Source organism: Sphingobium chungbukense, from assembly GCF_001005725.1.
GTDB lineage: Bacteria > Pseudomonadota > Alphaproteobacteria > Sphingomonadales > Sphingomonadaceae > Sphingobium > Sphingobium chungbukense.
Genome location: NZ_LBIC01000001.1, coordinates 323,663 through 341,677, shown reverse-complemented (window position 1 = coordinate 341,677; position 18,015 = coordinate 323,663). Strand labels below are relative to the sequence as shown.

At 65.6% G+C, this 18,015-nt stretch carries 15 protein-coding genes and 1 pseudogene; 7 read left to right on the top strand and 9 right to left on the bottom strand.

The annotated features are described in order from the left end of the window. Positions 1-30: 30 nt before the first annotated feature. The 5 genes and pseudogenes from nadB to purM form a co-directional block, all read right to left on the bottom strand. Positions 31-1,649 (bottom strand): annotated as a pseudogene (gene nadB, locus YP76_RS01660) (L-aspartate oxidase). 9 nt (positions 1,650-1,658) lie between these two features. After that, complete coding sequence (locus tag YP76_RS01655) at positions 1,659-2,102, bottom strand: endonuclease domain-containing protein (protein WP_046761872.1); 444 nt, start codon at positions 2,100-2,102, stop codon at positions 1,659-1,661. Beyond that, the gene (locus tag YP76_RS01650) at positions 2,099-3,031 is read right to left on the bottom strand and encodes an ABC transporter ATP-binding protein (RefSeq protein ID WP_046761871.1); all 933 of its coding nucleotides are present in this window, start codon (positions 3,029-3,031) and stop codon (positions 2,099-2,101) included. The genes YP76_RS01655 and YP76_RS01650 overlap by 4 nt, the downstream gene beginning before the upstream one ends. Before the next feature lie 45 nt (positions 3,032-3,076). Continuing rightward, positions 3,077-4,027, bottom strand: coding sequence for a phosphoribosylglycinamide formyltransferase (purN, locus tag YP76_RS01645; protein WP_046761870.1), 951 nt, complete (start codon positions 4,025-4,027; stop codon positions 3,077-3,079). A 4-nt stretch (positions 4,028-4,031) separates the two neighbouring features. After that, complete coding sequence (gene purM, locus YP76_RS01640) at positions 4,032-5,126, bottom strand: phosphoribosylformylglycinamidine cyclo-ligase (protein ID WP_046761869.1); 1,095 nt, start codon at positions 5,124-5,126, stop codon at positions 4,032-4,034. A gap of 151 nt (positions 5,127-5,277) precedes the next feature. Between purM and YP76_RS01635 the strand changes: the two genes are divergently transcribed. The 4 genes from YP76_RS01635 to YP76_RS01620 are packed head-to-tail and all read left to right on the top strand — an operon-like array spanning position 5,278 to position 10,909. Beyond that, positions 5,278-6,576 (top strand): hypothetical protein, encoded by a 1,299-nt coding sequence (locus YP76_RS01635; RefSeq protein ID WP_046762562.1) that lies wholly within the window; start codon positions 5,278-5,280, stop codon positions 6,574-6,576. A gap of 20 nt (positions 6,577-6,596) precedes the next feature. Continuing rightward, on the top strand, positions 6,597-7,223 hold the full coding sequence (locus YP76_RS01630; RefSeq protein ID WP_046762561.1) for a P-loop NTPase family protein: 627 nt from the start codon (positions 6,597-6,599) through the stop codon (positions 7,221-7,223). A 27-nt stretch (positions 7,224-7,250) separates the two neighbouring features. After that, positions 7,251-9,389, top strand: coding sequence for an RNA degradosome polyphosphate kinase (locus YP76_RS01625; RefSeq protein ID WP_046761868.1), 2,139 nt, complete (start codon positions 7,251-7,253; stop codon positions 9,387-9,389). A 5-nt stretch (positions 9,390-9,394) separates the two neighbouring features. After that, a complete protein-coding gene (locus YP76_RS01620; RefSeq protein ID WP_046761867.1) occupies positions 9,395-10,909 on the top strand; it encodes a Ppx/GppA family phosphatase in 1,515 nt (504 codons plus the stop codon). 207 nt (positions 10,910-11,116) lie between these two features. Here the strand turns inward: YP76_RS01620 and infC are convergent, their stop codons facing one another. Together infC and thrS are read right to left on the bottom strand one after the other, a co-directional pair. Further along, positions 11,117-11,650: a translation initiation factor IF-3 gene (gene infC / locus YP76_RS01615; protein WP_046761866.1), complete on the bottom strand. Its 534-nt coding sequence runs from the start codon at positions 11,648-11,650 to the stop codon at positions 11,117-11,119. A gap of 127 nt (positions 11,651-11,777) precedes the next feature. Further along, entirely contained in the window at positions 11,778-13,760 is a 1,983-nt protein-coding gene (gene thrS / locus YP76_RS01610; protein ID WP_046761865.1) for a threonine--tRNA ligase, read from the bottom strand. A 172-nt stretch (positions 13,761-13,932) separates the two neighbouring features. Between thrS and YP76_RS01605 the strand changes: the two genes are divergently transcribed. The 3 genes from YP76_RS01605 (at position 13,933) to YP76_RS01595 (ending at position 16,683) form a co-directional block, all read left to right on the top strand. Then, a complete protein-coding gene (locus YP76_RS01605; protein WP_046761864.1) occupies positions 13,933-14,376 on the top strand; it encodes an ExbD/TolR family protein in 444 nt (147 codons plus the stop codon). 142 nt (positions 14,377-14,518) lie between these two features. Further along, a complete protein-coding gene (locus tag YP76_RS01600; RefSeq protein ID WP_046761863.1) occupies positions 14,519-15,604 on the top strand; it encodes a YjgN family protein in 1,086 nt (361 codons plus the stop codon). 5 nt (positions 15,605-15,609) lie between these two features. Continuing rightward, on the top strand, positions 15,610-16,683 hold the full coding sequence (locus tag YP76_RS01595) for a M48 family metallopeptidase (protein WP_046761862.1): 1,074 nt from the start codon (positions 15,610-15,612) through the stop codon (positions 16,681-16,683). A 202-nt stretch (positions 16,684-16,885) separates the two neighbouring features. Here the strand turns inward: YP76_RS01595 and YP76_RS01590 are convergent, their stop codons facing one another. Together YP76_RS01590 and YP76_RS01585 are read right to left on the bottom strand one after the other, a co-directional pair. Then, positions 16,886-17,251 carry a DsrE family protein gene (locus tag YP76_RS01590; RefSeq protein WP_046761861.1) on the bottom strand — a complete coding sequence of 122 codons (366 nt, stop codon included), beginning with the start codon at positions 17,249-17,251 and terminating at the stop codon, positions 16,886-16,888. After that, a complete protein-coding gene (locus YP76_RS01585; protein WP_046761860.1) occupies positions 17,239-18,015 on the bottom strand; it encodes a HesA/MoeB/ThiF family protein in 777 nt (258 codons plus the stop codon). Before YP76_RS01585 ends, YP76_RS01590 begins: the two co-directional genes overlap by 13 nt.

Genomic DNA, 18,015 nt, shown 5'->3' with positions numbered 1-18,015 from the left:
CGCGATGGGCCGCTGCGCCACTTTTTTCCTTCATGGCGCCAGTACCGTGTCGATGGCCTGCGGCAGCATGTCGGGAAAGTCGAGCGTATAGTGCAGGCCGCGGCTTTCCTTGCGGTGCAGGGCGGAGCGGACGACGAGGCGCGCGACCTCCAGCAGGTTGCGCAGCTCGATCAGGTCGGGCGTCACGCGGAAATGGCCGTAATATTCGTCCACTTCCTTGGCCAGCAGGTCGATGCGATGCTGGGCGCGCTCCAGCCGCTTGGTGGTGCGGACGATGCCGACATAGTCCCACATGAAGCGGCGGATTTCCTTCCAGTTGTGCTGGACGATGACCTCTTCGTCGGAATTGGTGACGCGGCTTTCGTCCCATGGGCGGATTGGCGGGGGCGCGGGCAGCTCGTCCCAATGGGCGCGGATATGGCGGGCGGCGGCCTCCCCGAAGACGAAGCATTCGAGCAGCGAGTTGGAGGCAAGGCGGTTGGCGCCGTGCAGGCCGCTTTCGGTGACTTCGCCCGCCGCGTAGAGACCCGGCAGGTCGGTGCGGCCATCGAGGTCGATGACCACGCCGCCGCAGGTATAATGCTGCGCCGGGACGACCGGGATCGGCTCCTTCGTGATGTCGATGTCGAGGTCGAGCAGCCGCGCATAGATGGTCGGGAAATGGGTGCGCACGAATTCCGGCGGCTTGTGGCTGATGTCGAGATGGACATAGTCGAGGCCGAGCCGCTTGATCTCATGGTCGATGGCGCGGGCGACGATGTCGCGGGGGGCGAGTTCGGCGCGCTCGTCGAAGCGGGGCATGAAGCGCTCGCCGCCGCCGGGGACGCCGGGGGCAGCTTCAGATGTCCGCCTTCGCCGCGCACCGCTTCGGTGATCAGGAAATTCTTGACCTCCAGATTGTAGAGGCAGGTCGGGTGGAACTGGTTCATCTCCATGTTGGAGACGCGGCAGCCCGCGCGCCAGGCCATGGCGATGCCGTCGCCGGTCGCTCCCCTGGGCGCGGTCGAGAAGAGATAGGTGCGGCCCGCGCCGCCGGTGCACAGGATGGTCGCGCGGCCCAATATGGCGTCGACATGATCGGTCCGCTTGTTGAAGGCGTAGATGCCCCAGACATGACCGTCGCCCGAATATTTCTCGCCATGGCGGCTGGTGATGAGGTCGAGCGCGACCCTATCCTCCAGCAGCGTGATGTTGGGATTGGCGCGCGCGGCCTTCAGCAGCGCGACCTGCACGGCATGGCCGGTGGCGTCGTCGACATGGACGATGCGGCGGTGGCTGTGGCCGCCTTCACGGGTGAGGTGCCAGCGTTCGCCGAACTCCTCGCCGATCCCCTCCTCATTAGGATTGAAGGGCACACCCAGTTCCGCCAGCCGTTCGATCGCGGCGGGGGCTTCGGAGACCACGAATTCGACGGTGCTGCGGTCGTTCAGGCCCGCGCCCGCGACCATCGTGTCCTCGATATGTGCCTCGAAACTGTCACCGGCATCGAGTACGGCGGCAATGCCGCCCTGCGCCCAGTTGGTCGATCCGCCGTCGAGCGCGCCCTTGGCCAGAACCACGACCTTGCGGTCCTGCGCAAGGTTGATGGCGGCTGTCAGCCCCGCCGCGCCGGAACCGATGATGACGACGTCATAGGTGGTGATGGGCATAGGGTCTTCTTACTCCCCTCCCGCAGGCGGGAGGGGTTGGGGGTGGGCTTGCGCGAGCGTCGTCTGGATATGCGACAGCACGCCTTCGAGATTGGTTAGCACATCTGCATTGGTGAAGCGCAAGATGCTATAGCCTTGGGTGCGGCAATAGGCATCGCGGCGGGCGTCATAATCGGCGCCGTTGTCGTGGGTGGAGCCGTCCAGTTCGATGATGAGCTTCGCCTCGCGACAGAGGAAGTCGCAAAAATAAGGACCGACCGGGATTTGGCGGCTGAATTTGCGACCGTCGAGCTGGCGGTTGCGGAGGTGCTGCCAGAGGAGGCGTTCGGGCGGGGAGGAGTCGTTTCTCAGGGATTTGGCGCGGGCGGTGTTTCTACTTTTGAAAGGTCGCGCAAGCCCACCCCCCGGCCCCCTCCCGCTTGCGGGAGGGGGAGAAGCATCCCCCTCCCTCACGCCGCGGCAGTCAAATTCAGGAACACATCCTCCAGATCCGGATCGCGCGTCACCACATCGACGATGGAAAGGCCGCTCGCCTGCACGGCGCTCAGCACCTGCCCCGCATTGGCGCGGTTCTTCATATAGGTGATGGTCAGCGTGCGTTCGTCCGACAGTTCGATCTTCTCGAAGCTGGGGTCGGCAGGTGGCGTCACGATGTCGCGGTCGACCGTCACCTGCACCACCTTTTCCTGCGCCATGGCGATCAGTTCGCGGGTCGGCTTGTCGGTGATGACCTTGCCATGGTTGATGATGGCGATGCGGTCGCACAGCTCCTCGGCTTCTTCGAGATAATGGGTGGTCAGGACGATGGTGACGCCCTGCCGGTTGAGTTCGCGGACATAGGCCCAGAGCTGCTGGCGGAGCTGGACGTCGACGCCCGCGGTCGGTTCGTCCAGCACCAGGATCGGCGGGCTGTGCACCATCGCCTTCGCGACCAGCAGCCGGCGCTTCATGCCGCCCGACAGCGTCCGGGCATAGGCATCGGCCTTGTCCTCCAGATGCACGGCGCGCAGCAATTCCATCGAGCGGCGGCGTTCTTTCGGCACGCCATAATAGCCCGCCTGATTCTCCAGCGTCTCGAACGGGGTGAAGAAGGGATCGAACACGATCTCCTGCGGCACGATGCCGATGCTGTTCTTGGCGTTGCGGGGGTTCTGGTCGATGTCGAAGCCCCAGATCTTCGCCGTGCCGCTGGTCTTGTTGACCAGGCCCGCAAGGATGTTGATCGTTGTCGACTTGCCCGCGCCATTGGGGCCGAGCAGGCCATAGATCTGCCCGCGCGGAATGGTGAGATTGATATTGTCGAGCGCGCGCTTGCCGCCCTTGTACACCTTGCTGAGGTCGGTGATCTCGATGGCGGGAGCGGCTTGGGGCATGTCGGTCATGGCTGCCTATAGTGGGGTTGTGCCATCGGAAAGGAAAGGGCGCCGTTAAAATTCGTCGGCGGCGTCCAGCAGGGCGGTGAGCTTGCGCGGGGCGACCTCGCGCCAGCTGCGATGCAGCCGTTCGCCGATCTGGTCCCAGTCGGTGTCGCCCAGGTCGAGCCGGATGCCGACCCAGCCATCGCCGAAATAGGCCGGGCGGTAATAGCGGACGGGATCGCTTTCGATCAGCATCGCCTGTTCCTCCGGCGCGGTCGTCTTGACGAGGATGGCGATGATGCCGTCGCCATGATGGTCCTGCGTGAAATAGGCGAATTTCTTGCCCTTCTCGATGCCGAAGCAGGGCATGCCGTGGGACGTGACCTCATCCGCCTGCGGCAAGGCGAGGGCGCGTTCGCGCACCTTGTTCAGCAGCCATTCGGGCTGGCGCTCGCGGGTGACGAAGTCGGCGAGGGTGCGGGAATAGAGCTGATGCTCCGCGATCAGGATGCGCGCGGCCAGGCTGTCGGCGGTGTCGCCGGGCAGGATCGCGACTTCGGTCTGGCCCAGCACCGGGCCGTCGTCCAGTTCGGCGGTGACGATATGGACCGAGCAGCCTGCATGGCTGTCGCCCGCGTCCAGAGCCTTCTGATGGGTGTCGAGGCCCTTATATTTGGGCAGCAGGCTGGGATGGATGTTGAGCATCCGACCTTCCCAGCCCGAAACGAATTCCGGCGAGAGCAGGCGCATATAGCCGGCCAGCGCGACATATTCGGCGCCCGCCTTGCGCAACTGCGCATCGATGATCGCATCGAATTCGGCGCGCTTCAGGCCCTTGTGGTTCTGGCCGAAGGTGGCGACGCCCTCGGCAGCGGCGAGCGTCAGCCCGGCGGCGTCCGGATCGTTGGCGGCGACCAGCACGATCTCATAGGGGCAGGACGGATGCCTGGCGGCATAGAGCAACGCCGCCATGTTCGAGCCGCGCCCGGAAATCAGAACGCCGACCTTGGCTTTTTGCATGAGGTCACCCCAGATGCGTGGCGGTCCAGTCGGCCCTGGCGCTCCAGGTTTCCTGAGAACCCTTGACCGTGCAGCCCTTTTCGCCCGCTTCGATGATGCCGACGCGGACCACGGTTTCACCCGCGGCTTCCAGCGCGGCGGTGACGTCCGCGGCTGCATCCGCATCGACCGCCAGCACCATGCCGACGCCGCAGTTGAAGGTGCGCGCCATTTCCTCCGGCTCGATATGGCCCTGTGCTTGCAGGAAGGCCATCAGCCGGGGTTGTTCCCAGCCGTCGGCATCGACCACCGCATGGCAGCCGTCGGGCAGGACGCGCGGGATATTCTCCAGCAGGCCGCCGCCGGTGATATGGGCGAGGGCGTTGATCCGGCCAGCCCGGACCAGCGGCAGCAGCGACTTCACATAGATGCGCGTCGGCGCCATCAGCGCGTCGATCAGCAGCACTTCATTGTCGAAGATCGCCGGGCGGTCGAGCTTCCAGCCCTTGTCGGCCGCCAGGCGGCGCACCAGCGAGAAGCCGTTCGAATGCACGCCCGAGGAGGCGAGGCCGATCAGCACGTCGCCTGCCTTCACCCTGTTGCCGGTCAGTGCCTTGGACCGTTCCACCGCGCCGACGCAGAAACCGGCCAGGTCATAGTCGCCCGGCCCGTACATGCCCGGCATTTCGGCCGTTTCGCCGCCGATCAGCGCGCAACCGGCCTGCTTGCAGCCTTCCGCGATCCCCGCGATCACGCGTTCGGCGACGCCGCTCTCCAGCTTGCCGGTGGCATAATAGTCGAGGAAGAAGAGCGGCTCGGCGCCCTGGACGATCAGGTCGTTGGCGCACATGGCGACCAGGTCGATGCCCACGCCGTCATGGGCGTTGTGGTCGATCGCGAGCTTCAGCTTGGTGCCGACGCCGTCATTGGCCGCGACCAGCAGCGGGTCGTCATAGCCCGCCGCCTTCAGGTCGAAGAAGCCGCCAAAGCCGCCCAGTTCCGCATCGGCGCCGGGGCGGCGGGTGGCCTTGGCCAGCGGGGCGATGGCGCGGACCAGCGCATTGCCTGCGGCGATGTCGACGCCAGCCTTGGCGTAGCTGTAGGATTCGTTCTCGCTCATGGCCGTCGCCCCTAAGCATTTTCAAGTCGGATGGAAACATCTGACGGCTCGGAAAATGCGGCAAGCCCAATAACGCACAAAGGAGAGGAAAACGGAACGGGAAATGGGTTGCCGCTTGGCAGGGCAGGCAAATCCCGCCAAAAGGACGCGCGTGAGCCTGCCCTTTGTCCTTCGCGGCCTTTCCCTTCGGCCTCTGAACCTGATTCGCATCCCGATGCGGATGCTGTCGCGACCACTCCAGATTCTGTGCGCCGTCGCGCTCGGCCTCGCCGCCGCGGCCCTGTTCGCGCAGATGGAGGGGGAACGCGGCGTGCCGCCGATCGCCAGCGGCGGCGATTTTCAGGTGAGCCACGTCAAGGTCGACGTCTTCGCCAAGGATGCGGCCAGCGCGCGCCAGGCGGGCTGGCGGCTGGCGCAGCGGCGGGCCTGGCAGATGCTCTGGGCGCGCACCCATGGCGGCGCCGGGGCTCCCGGACTTTCCGATTCGCAGCTCGAAGGCATGATCTCGGGCATCGAGATCGAATATGAGCAGGCCGGGCCGAACCGTTATGTGGCGACGCTGGGGGTGATGTTCGACCGGGCGCGGACCGGCCAGTTGCTGGGCGTCACCGGCAGCAATGTCGTGCATTCCCCGCCGCTGCTGGTGATTCCGGTGATGTGGGACGGTGGTTCTGCCGTTTCCTATGAGCGAATCAACGAATGGCAGAAGGCCTGGGCGCGTTTCCGCACCGGCGACAGCGCCATCGATTATGTGCGCGTGGCAGGGTCGATCGCCGATCCCATCCTGCTGAACGCGGGGCAGACGGGGCGACGCGGGCGGCTGTGGTGGCGCGTTCTGCTCGACCAATATGGCGCGGCCGATGTGGTGATCCCCATCGCCCGGCTCGACCGCCAATATCCCGGCGGCCCTGTCACCGGCACCTTCACCGCGCGTTATGGGCCGGACAATTTCCTGATCGGCAGCTTCTCGCTGCGCGCCTCCAACGAAAATGCGATTCCGCAGATGATGGACCAGGCGGCGCAGCGGATCGACCAGCTTTACACCCAGGCGCTGAACGACGGCCGGCTGCGGCCCGATCCGTCGCTGATCATCGAGGAACCGGTGGATGTGGACGCGCTGGCGATCGAAAATGCGTCGGAGCAGCCCGTCGAGGAGCTGAATGTTCCCGCGCCGGCCGCGGCGACCGGCAGCTTCGCGATCCAGTTCGACACGCCCGATGTGGGGTCGGTGGCGCAGGGCGAGGCGGCATTGCGTTCCATCCCCGGCGTGCGGTCGGCCGCGACCAGCAGCCTGGCGCTCGGCGGCACATCGGTCATGCAGGTCAGCTTCGACGGCACCATCGATACGCTGAAGGCTGCGCTCCAGGCGCGGGGCTACGGCGTCGCGGCCTCGGGCAATACGCTGCGCATCCGGAGGCAGGCTTCGACGGGAGCAGGCGCCGCACAATGAGAGGCGCGATGAAGGGCGCGATGAGACAGATCAGCCTGCCGTTCGACCGACCGGGTCATGCGGGCGCCCAGGACGTGGGTGATGAATTCCTGGTCAGCGACGCCAATCGCATCGCCGTCCGCCATCTCGAAAACTGGCAGGGCTGGCCGCTGGCGATCAGCGTGCTGAGCGGGCCCCCCTTGTCCGGGCGTTCGACGCTGGGCCGCCATTTCGTCGCGATGAGCGGCGGCACGGTGATCGACGATGCGCAGGCGCAGGACGATCGGACGCTGTTCAACGCCTGGAACGAGGCGCAGACGGCCCGGCGCCCCCTGCTGATGATCGGCGACGCGCCGCCGCAGCAATGGCAGGTGGCCTTGCCCGACCTGCGATCCCGCTTGGCCGCCGTGCCGCATGTCACGCTGGAGCAGCCGGACGAGGCGCTGGCCCATGCCCTGATCGAACGCTCGCTGGCCTCGGCCGGGGCGAGCTACGCCGCCGACCTGCCCGACTGGCTGCTGCGCCGGATCGAACGCAGCTACGCCGCCATCGCCGCGGTCACGCGGCTGCTGGATGAGGCGGCGCTGTCATCCGGACGTAAGATTTCCGTCGCTATGGCGAAAGAGGCCCTGCACGCCGCAGGATTTTTGCCTATACTTCCCGACTGACCCTTCAGTCCGACCGATGAGAGAGACGTGGCCGAAGCCGACCCCTCCACCAGCCTGACCCTGCCCAGCGACCGCTATTTCAACCGGGAGCTGTCCTGGCTGGCGTTCAACCAGCGCGTGCTGGAGGAGGCGATGAACCGGGCGCATCCCTTGCTGGAGCGGCTGCGTTTCCTGTCGATTTCGGGCGCCAACCTGGACGAATTCTTTTCCGTGCGCGTGGCGGGCCTCAAAGGGCAGCAGTTGCAGGATGTCGACATGCGCTCCGCCGACGGGCTGACCCCGGCGCAGCAGCTTGCCGCGATCACCGACGAAACCGCCCGGTTGATGGGCGCGCAGCAGAAGGTCTGGGGCGCGCTGCACGGGGAACTGGCGAAGGTGGGGATCGAAGTGATCGGGCCGTCCAGCGCGCTCGATCCGGCTCAGGAGAATTGGCTGCGCGACCATTTTCTGGGCCAGGTCTTCCCGATCCTGACGCCGCAGGCGCTCGACCCGGCGCATCCCTTCCCCTTCATCCCCAACCAGGGATTGTCGATCGTCTTCGACCTCGAACGCCTGTCGGACAAGGAATCGATCCGCGAACTGGTGATGATCCCGTCCTCGCTCGCCCGCTTCGTGCGGATGCCGGGGGAAACGGCGCGCTACATGGCGCTCGAAGCGGTGATCCGCCGCTTTTCCGCCGATCTCTTCCCCGGATACCGGGTGCGCAACAGCGGCGTGTTCCGCATCATCCGCGACAGCGATATCGAGATCGAGGAAGAGGCGGAGGATCTGGTCCGCTATTTCCGCAGCGCCATCAAGCGCCGCCGCCGCGGCCGCGTGATCCGCATGGAGATAGAGGAACGCATCCCCGAACCGGTCGAGGAGATGTTGCAGGACATGCTCCAGGGCCATGAAGCGATCATCGCCGAGGTCGAGGGGTTCGTCGGCATAGGCGACCTGTCCGGCGTGGTCGACGAGGACCGGCCGGACCTCAAGTTCGAACCCTATGCGCCGCGCTTTCCTGAGCGCATCCGCGAATATGGCGGGGATTGCTTTGCCGCGATCCGGGCGAAGGACATCGTCGTCCACCACCCCTATGAAGCGTTCGACGTGGTGGTATCCTTCCTGAAGCAGGCGGCGTCCGACCCCGATGTGGTGGCGATCAAGCAGACGCTCTACCGCGCGGGCAAGCAGTCCGCGATCATCCGTGCGCTGATCGACGCGGCGGAGGCGGGCAAGTCCGTGACCGCCGTGGTGGAGCTGAAGGCCCGTTTCGATGAGGAACAGAATCTGATGTGGGCCGACGCGCTGGAACGCGCGGGGGTGCAGGTGGTCTATGGCTTCATCGACTGGAAGACCCATGCCAAGGTGTCGATGGTCGTCCGGCGCGAGGGCGAGGCGTTCCGCACCTACTGCCATTTCGGCACCGGCAATTATCATCCGGTGACGGCGCGCATCTATACCGATTTGAGCTTCTTCACCGCCGATCCGGCCTATGGCCGCGATGCGGCGGCGCTGTTCAATTACATCACCGGCTATGTCGAGCCGCAGCGGCTGGAAAAGCTGGTGATGTCGCCCCGCGACCTGCGCAACCATCTCTGCGCGCTGATCGACGCGGAGATCGAACATGTCCGCGCCGGGCGGCCGGGCACCATCTGGGCGAAGATGAATTCGCTGGTCGACCCGGCGATCATGGAAAAACTCTATGCCGCCAGCAATGCAGGGGTGCAGATCGACCTCATCGTGCGCGGCATCTGTTGCCTGCGGCCGGGCGTGCCGGGCATGTCGGAGAATATCCGGGTGAAGTCGGTCGTCGGCCGTTTTCTGGAGCATAGCCGCATCACCGTGTTCGGCAATGGCAAGGCGCTGCCCAATAACGGCGCGAAGGTCTATATCAGCTCGGCCGACTGGATGCCGCGCAACTTCGACCGGCGCGTGGAGTTTCTGGCGCCGGTCGAGAATCCGACCGTCCACGACCAGATATTGGATCAGGTCATGGTCGCCAATCTGATCGACACCGAACAGAGCTGGGAACTGGACAGCGAGGGGCAATATCATCGCGTCGAGGCGACCGACCGGCCGTTCAACCTGCACCGCTATTTCATGACCAATCCCTCCCTGTCGGGCCGTGGCGCTGCGCTGGAGAGCGAGGCGGTGCCCACCTTGCGCCTGCGCGGACGGGCCTGAGCCACATGAATTCCATGCTGAGCCAGGTCCGGGCCATCGCCGAGACGATGGCCACATCGCCCGAGCATGCGCGGGCGCGGACGGCGATCATCGACATCGGCTCCAACAGCGTGCGCCTGGTCGTCTATGACGGGCCGCGTCGCATTCCCTTCATCCTCTTCAACGAGAAAGTGATGGCGGGTCTGGGCGCGTCGCTGGGACGGACCGGCCGGATCGAGCCCGACGCCATGGATCGCGGCCTGCGCGCCGTGGGGCGCTTCGCCCATCTCTGCCGCGAAATGGAGGTGGAGGAGCTGCGCTGCGTCGCCACCGCCGCCGTCCGGGACGCGGAAAATGGCGCGGAGTTCATCGAGCGCGCCAGGGCCATGGGGCTGACCGTCGACCTGCTCTCCGGCGCGCAGGAGGCGATTGCGGCGGGCCATGGCGTGCTGTCGGGCATCCCCGGCGCGAACGGCATCGTCGGCGATCTGGGCGGCGGCAGCCTGGAACTGGCCCGTGTGCGCGACGGGGCGGTGCATGAGACGATCTCCCTGCCGTTGGGCGTGCTGCGCCTGCCGCAGATCCGGGCCAAGGGGCCGGGCGCGCTGGAGCGGCAGGTCAAGAAGGGGCTGGACAAGGCCGGCTGGCGGGCGGAACCGGGTCTGCCCTTCTACATGGTCGGGGGGTCATGGCGTGCTTTGGCGCGGTTCGACATGGAACTCACCCATTTCCCGCTGCCGGTGGTGCATCAATATGAAATGCCCGCCAGCCGGGCCGAGCAGCTTACCCGTATCGTGTCCCATGTCGGCAAGGCGCGGTTCAGGGATATTCCGCAGATCACCGGGTCGCGCGTGCCGACCCTGCCCGATGCCGCCGCGCTGCTGTCCGTCATCGTGCGGCAGTTGCGGTCGAGCGAACTGGTGGTGTCGGCCTATGGCCTGCGCGAGGGGTTGTTGTTCGGCGATCTGCCGCCCGACATCCAGGCGCATGACCCGCTGCTGGTCGCGGCGGAGGCGGAGGGCGAGGCGCAGGCGCGCTTTTCCGGTCATGGCGACATGATCGAGCGCTGGATCGCGCCGCTATTCCTGGAGGATGGCAGCGCCTGGCGCCGGATTCGCCGGGCCGCCTGCCTGCTCGCCGATGTGGGCTGGCGCGCCAATCCCGATTTCCGGTCGGAACGCGGCGTCGAGATCGCGCTGCATAGCAATTGGGTGGGCATCACGACGGCGGAACGGGCGATGCTGGCGCAGGCGCTGCACAGCAATTTCGGCGGCGGCCTGGTACCGCCCGCCGGTATAGAAGGCCTTGCCTCGCCCGATGCGCTCAAGCGGGCGATGCTCTGGGGGCTGGCGATCCGGCTGGGCCAGCGGTTGTCCGGGGGGGTCGAAGGGCCGCTGCTGGCATCGCGGCTGGAGATGGAGGGCGACGTCCTCGAACTGCGGTTGCGCGGTGTGGATGTGGACCTGTTCGGCGAAGCGGTCGAACGGCGGCAGCGGCAATTGGCGCAGGCGATGGGGGTGAAGTACCGGCTGGCCTGGTGAAAGGAGACGCCAGCGTTTTCCCGGCGATCGGTGGACTGCCGGATATGGCGATCGGTCGCCCCCCAGGATGCCCTGTTCAGATGGAAGCGCAACCTGTTCCTGCGCAGGAACAGGCTTCAACTTGAACAGGACAAATTCCAAAACGGAAAGGGCGGAGCCTGCATCCAGACCCCGCCCGACACGCTTGATCGCGAAAAGCCGCCGCGCTTATTTCGGCGCCAGCACCATCAGCATCTGGCGGCCTTCCATGCGCGGATAGGCCTCGACCTTGGCGACCTCGGCCACATTTTCCGCCACGCGCTGGAGCAATTGCATGCCGAGCTGCTGGTGGCTCAGCTCACGGCCACGGAAGCGCAGGGTGATCTTCACCTTGTCGCCGTCACCGATGAAATCATGGACCTTCTTCATCTTCGTATCATAGTCATGATCGTCGATGTTGGGACGCATCTTGATCTCTTTGAGTTCCTGCGTCTTCTGGGTCTTGCGGGCGATATTCGCCTTTTTCTGGGCTTCGTACTTATACTTGCCGATGTCCAGGAACTTGCAGACCGGCGGATCGGCGGTGGGCGACACCTCGACCAGGTCCAGCCCGATCTCATAGGCGCGCTCGATCGCCTCCTGCGTATACATCACGCCCAGATTTTCGCCTTCGTCGTCGATCACGCGCACCTTGGGCACGGTGATGAACTCGTTATAACGGGGACCAGACTTAGGCGGCGGCGCCATCGGGCGGCGCATCATTGGGGGACGTATAGCAGCTTCTCCTACGACAGTTGAAATACCGAATCTGGCGGCCCTTTAGCGCAAAGCCGAAAGGGGCGGCAAGCCCGCAGTTGCGGATTCACCGGCCCCATGTGGCATTGCTGCCTCAGTGCATATCGGGTGCAAGGGCTTCCTTTGCAAGCCGGGCGATGACATCCTCGACCGAAAGGATGGCCTGTCCTTCCTTGCCCAGTTCGCGCAGCGCGACCGTGCCCTCATCGGCTTCGCGGCGTCCCACGACCAGCAGATTGGGCACTTTGGCCAGGCTGTGCTCGCGCACCTTGTAGTTGATCTTCTCGTTCCGCACGTCGGTTTCCGCCCGGATTCCGGCCGCGCGCAGCTTCTCGACAACCGCCTGCGCATAGCCGTCCGCATCCGACACGATGGTCGCCACCACTGCCTGCACCGGCGCCAGCCAGAGCGGGAATTTACCCGCATAATGCTCGATCAGGATGCCGATGAAGCGCTCATAGCTACCGAAAATCGCGCGATGGAGCATCACCGGCCGGTGCCGTTCGCCATCCTCGGCGACGTAAGACGCGTCGAGTCGCTCCGGCAGCACGCGGTCCGACTGGATCGTGCCCACCTGCCATGTCCGCCCGATCGCATCGGTCAGGTGCCATTCCAGCTTGGGCGCATAGAAGGCGCCTTCGCCCGGCAGCTCTTCCCAGCCATATTCCGGCGTGTTGAGTCCTGCCGCCGCGACCGCATGGCGTAGCTCTTCCTCGGCCTTGTCCCACATCTCCTCGGTGCCGAAGCGTTTCTCCGGACGCAGCGCCAGCTTGATCGAATAGGTGAAGCCGAAATCCTTGTAGATGCGGTCCGCCAATGCGCAGAAGGCCCGCACTTCCTCGACGATCTGGTCCTCGCGGCAGAAGATATGCGCATCGTCCTGGGTGAACTGGCGCACGCGCATCAGCCCGTGCAGCGCCCCGTGCGGCTCGTTGCGGTGGCAGCAGCCATTTTCGTAGAAGCGCAGCGGCAGGTCGCGATAGCTCTTGATCCCCTGGCGGAAGATCAGGACGTGCGCCGGGCAGTTCATGGGCTTCAGCGCCATCCAGTCGGCGCTGTCGGACACCAGCGGCCCTTCATCCTCGACGTTCGGAACCTCATCCGGGATCACGAACATATTCTCGCGATATTTGCCCCAGTGGCCGGACTGCTCCCACTGGCGGGCATCCATCACCTGCGGCGTCTTGACCTCGCGATAGCCCGCCTCGTCGATGGCGCGGCGCATATAGGCTTCCAGCGCGCGCCAGATGATATAGCCCTTGGGATGCCAGAAGACCGATCCATGCGCCTCCTGCTGGAGGTGGAACAGGTCCATCTCCGCGCCCAGCTTGCGATGGTCGCGCTTGCCCGCTTCCTCCAGCCGCGTCAGATGCGCGTCGAGCTGCTTCCGGTTGAGCCAGCCGGTGCCGTAGATGCGGCTGAGCATCGCATTCTTCTGGTCGCCGCGCCAATAGGCGCCCGACACGCGGGTCAGCTTGAACGCCGCCGGATCGAGCTTGCCCGTGGAGGCCAGATGCGGCCCCCGGCACATGTCGAGCCACTCGTCACCCGACCAATAGACGGTCAGTTCCTCGCCCTCGGGCAGTTCGGTGGCCCATTCGGCCTTGAACGTCTCGCCCTCGGCCTGCCAGCGCGCGATCAGATCCTCGCGCTTCCACACCTCACGGCGCAGCGGCTTGTTGGCGGCGATGATCTCCCGCATCTTCGCCTCGACGAGCGGGAGATCCTCCTCGGTGAAGGGCCGGTCCTTGGGCGCGAAGTCATAATAAAAGCCGTCATCGGTCGAAGGCCCGAAGGTGATCTGCGTCCCCGGAAACAGCGCCTGCACAGCCTCGGCCAGCACATGCGCGAAGTCATGCCGCGCCAGCTCCAGCGCGTCGGCTTCGTCCTTGTTCGTCACCAGTGCCAGTTGCGAGTCCTGCTCCAGCGGCCGCATGATATCGCGCAGTTCGCCATCGACCCGCGCGGCAATGGCGGCCTTGGCCAGGCCCGGCCCGATCGCCGCCGCAATGTCCGCCGGGGTAGTGCCGGGCGCGACTTCACGCACGGAACCATCGGGCAGGGTGATCTTGAGCATGGCGGACACGGGTGGTCTTTCTGTGAAGATTGCAGATTGCTTGGGCTGAAAAAGCCGTGCCTTCCCCATAAATGGGCCGCCCGCCCTGTCAATAGAAGGGTCTTGCCATGGGCTGGCCGGTGCGGCATGTTGCATGTGTTGTTATATCATTATTTCAACGGGAGGGATGCAAATGGCTTCGAGCTTCGCAAGACGCAGCGACGGGCATGGCGGCACCGGGGGGGAGGCGCCCCTGTCCGACATGAACACCACCCCGCTGATCGACGTGATGCTGGTGCTGCTGATCATGTTCATCATCACCATCCCGATCCAGACACACCAGGTCGGCATCGATCTGCCCCACAACCGGCCGGGCTTCCCTGAACCCGATCCGGTCAGGAACAGGGTCAGTATCGACGCGCAGGGCGTCATCCACTGGAACGGCGCGGCGGTCGACCGTCTGACTCTCCGCCAATATCTCGCCGCCTCGCTGCGGATGCCGGTCGAGCCCGAACTCCAGTTCCAGCCCGACGCCGCCGCCCGCTATGTCACGGTCGACGAAGTGCTGGCCGACATCCGCCGCGCCGGGGTGAAGAAGCTCGGTTTCATCGGCAACGAACGTTACGCCCGCTTCTGAAAGGGGCGAAGTTCGGGGCACGGGTCCGATCCGCAACGCGGCCAGTCCTTTCAGGGCGATAGCCGCCAAAGCGGCGCCAATCTCCGCTTGACCGATCGCTTGCGGCATAGTCTTCTCGCCGGGGGACGACAGGGGGGCTTTCATGGATCAGGAACGCATTGGCGGCGACGGCTTCGCTTTTGAAGGAAACTGGCGCGACTATGCGCCCATCGCCTTCACCAACCTGCTGCTGACGATCGTCACGCTGGGCATCTATCGCTTCTGGGCGACGACGCGCACGCGGCGCTATCTCTGGGCCAATACCCGCTTCATCGACGACCGGCTGGAATGGACCGGCACGGGCCGGGAATTGTTCCTGGGTTTCCTGATGGTGCTGGTGCTGATCGGCATCCCGTTCCTCTTCCTGCAATTCGGTGCGCAGGCGCTGGTGCTTCAGGGGCATGGCGGCCTTGCCGCCATCCTGACCCTCGCGGCGTTCGTCACCATCTTCTACATGGTCGGCCTCGCCCGCTTCCGCGCGCTGCGCTACCGGCTCAGCCGGACCTGGTGGCACGGCATTCGCGGCGGCAGCGACGACCAGGGCTTCGGCTACGGCCTTTCCTATCTGTGGAAGACCGCCGTGGGCAGCCTGGTGCTGGGCCTGATGATCCCCTGGTCGATGATGTCGCTCTGGAACGAGCGGTGGAACAAGATGAGCTTCGGCCCGCACATGTTCCAGTCGGCGGGCAATGACGGCCCGACCTTCCGGCGTTTTCTGCTCTTCTATCTTTTTCCCATAGCGGCGGTCGTGCTGGGCGTCGTCTTCGCCTTTGCCGCCGCGCCGATGGGCGGTCTGCAACCGGGCGGCAATGCAGGCAGGCTGGGCGCCATGGTCCTGGTCATGGGCCTTTTCGTCCTCGGCATTTATGCGGGCCTCGGCCTGATCGCGCTCGCCTTCTACGCCAAATTCTTCCGCGAAGCGGTTGCGGGCCTGTCGCTCACCGGCCTCAATTTCCATTTCCATGCCCGCACCAAGGACTGGTTCCTGCTGTTCCTGGGCGATATCGGGCTGGTGATCGGCACGCTCGGCATCGGTGCGATCTTCCTGCAATATCGCCATTGGAAATTCTTCGTGACCCATATGGGCGCGACCGGCACCATCTACACCGACGAACTCACCCAGTCCCAGACGAAGACCAGCCGCCATGGCGAAGGTCTGCTCGACGCCCTCGACGTGGGGGCCTTCTGACCGGCATGTCGGATTTCCGGTTCTGGCATTATGACGGGGTCACCGCGGTCCGGCGGAGCGTGCTGCTCCACCCTGCGGGCGCGGGCTTCGTGCTGGAGGAACCGGAAAGCGGCTGGATCGGCGCGCCGACCGACTGGAGCGACCTTACCGTCGTCGGCACCGAGGGCAGTCGCTCGGCTTATGGTCACAGCGCCATTCCCGGCTGGCGCATGGGCTTTTCCGGCGAAGCGTCTCCGCAAATCGCCGCGCATCTGCCAAGGGGGGAGCGCTATGGCCGCTGGATCGACCGCTTCGGCTTCTGGCAGGCTGCCGGCGCGTTCACGCTGGTCGCCGCGCTGATCGTCTGGGGGGCGCTGGAGGCCCCCGGCGTTATCGCGCCGCTTGTGCCGCAAAGCTGGGAAAACCGCATGGGCGACGCCATGGTCGGCGATTTCGGTGGCCGTTTCTGCCACACGCCCGCCGGTGACGCAGCGTTGCAGGCCCTTGTTGCGCAGATCGACCCTCATCGCGAAGCGCGCCAAGTCGCCCTGGCCAATATCCCCATGGTGAATGCGGTGACGCTGCCGGGCGGGCGGATCATCCTGTTCGACGGACTGCTCCAGCAAGCCGGATCGCCTGACGAGGTCGCGGGCGTCCTGGGCCATGAATTGGGCCATGTCCGTCACCGCGACACGATGACCGGCCTGATCCGCCAGCTCGGCCTCAGCGTGGTGCTGGGCGGGGCAGGGGGCAATGTGGGCGGCTATCTGAACGGCGTTCTGGCCATGAGCTATGGCCGCGACGCGGAAAGCGCGGCGGACGGCGTCGCCATCGACCGGATGGGCGAGGCGCGGGTTTCCCCCGCCGCCACCGCCGCCTTCTTTGAACGGCTTGGCGGCAAGGATGATGGTACGGAGGCGCGTGCGATGACCTGGCTCTCCTCCCACCCGCTCTCCGCTGATCGTCGTCGCCGCTTCGCCGCAGCCGTCAAGCCCGGCGTGCCCTATCGTCCCGCGCTCAGCCAAGCGCAATGGCAGGCGCTGCGCGGCTCCTGCGCCGCCGATCCGGACGTCGCCAAATTCTGGGGGCGCGGCCTTTAGAGCGATTTCCAGTCAGATGGCATCATCTGACGGTTAAGAAATCGCGCCAAATAAAAGGCTTAGAGCGGACGATCTGATTCAATCAGATCGGAAACCGCTCTAGAGCATCGTGCGCAAAAGTGGGAACCGGTTTTGCGCTTAAAGCGATGCGACCACAAAAGCTGAAAGCGCGCGGCTTGCGTATGATTTAACGCAGCGCGCTTTAGGCGAAAAGCAGCCGGGCTTCATCTCCCGTCTGCTGAAGAAAGCCCACCGGCCCGCAGACCTCGACCCCTTGGGGCAAATCCGCCACCGACAGCCCGCACAGGGCCAGGCCGCTCTGACAGGCCAGCAGGGTCACGCCCAATCCCAAAGCCTCGTCCACCAAGGCCCCCAGCCAAGGCAGTCCCGCCGCCCGGTGCGCCTCATCCCCCGGCGCCACGATCGGCGCCCGCAGCAACCCCACGGCATCCAGTTGCAGGAAAACCGCCGCCTCGCCGCCCAGCGCCGCCTGGGCCGCCGCCATCACCAGCGCCCCGCGCAGGCGCTCGGCATCCGCCGTCAGAAGGACGATCCTCAGTGCGCGCATAATTCCGCGGCGCATGTCCGGCAGGCCGGATCCTTGGGCACCGTCACGGTCCGAAACCGCATCGACAAGAGGTCCGCCAGCAGCAACCGCCCGGCCATGTCCTCGCCAAAGGGCACCAGTGCGCGGATCACCTCCAGCGCCGCCAGGCTGCCCATCACCCCGGTCAACGCGCCGATCACGCCCGTTTCGGAACAGTTCCGCTCCGGGGCATCCTGCGGCGATCCGACCAGGCAACGATAGCAGGGCTTGTCCGCCTCCCATCCGCGATAGGTGGAAAGCTGCCCCTCAAATGGCCCCACTGCCGCGGAAACCAGGGGAATCCGCAATGTCTGCGTGCAATCCGCCACCGCCAGCCGTGTCGCGAAACTGTCGCAGCCATCCAGCACCACATCGGCCTCGCGTAGCATCAGCGCGGCATTGTCCGCATCGATCCGCGCATTGATCGGGATCAGCTTCACGTCCGGATTGAGCCGCGCCACCGCCGCCATGGCGCGCTCGGCCTTGGACGCGCCGACGTCACCGGTCCCGAACAGCACCTGCCGTTGCAGATTGGACAGGGCGACCGCATCGTCATCGATCACCCGGATCGTGCCGACCCCTGCCGCCGCGAGATAGAGGATCGCCGGGCTGCCGATCCCGCCGGCGCCGATCACCGCCACATCGGCTGACAACAGCCGGGCCTGCCCCGCGCCGCCGATCTCCTTCAGCACGATATGGCGGGCATAGCGTTCCAGTTGCTCGTCGGTGATCGGGGTGGGGGGCAT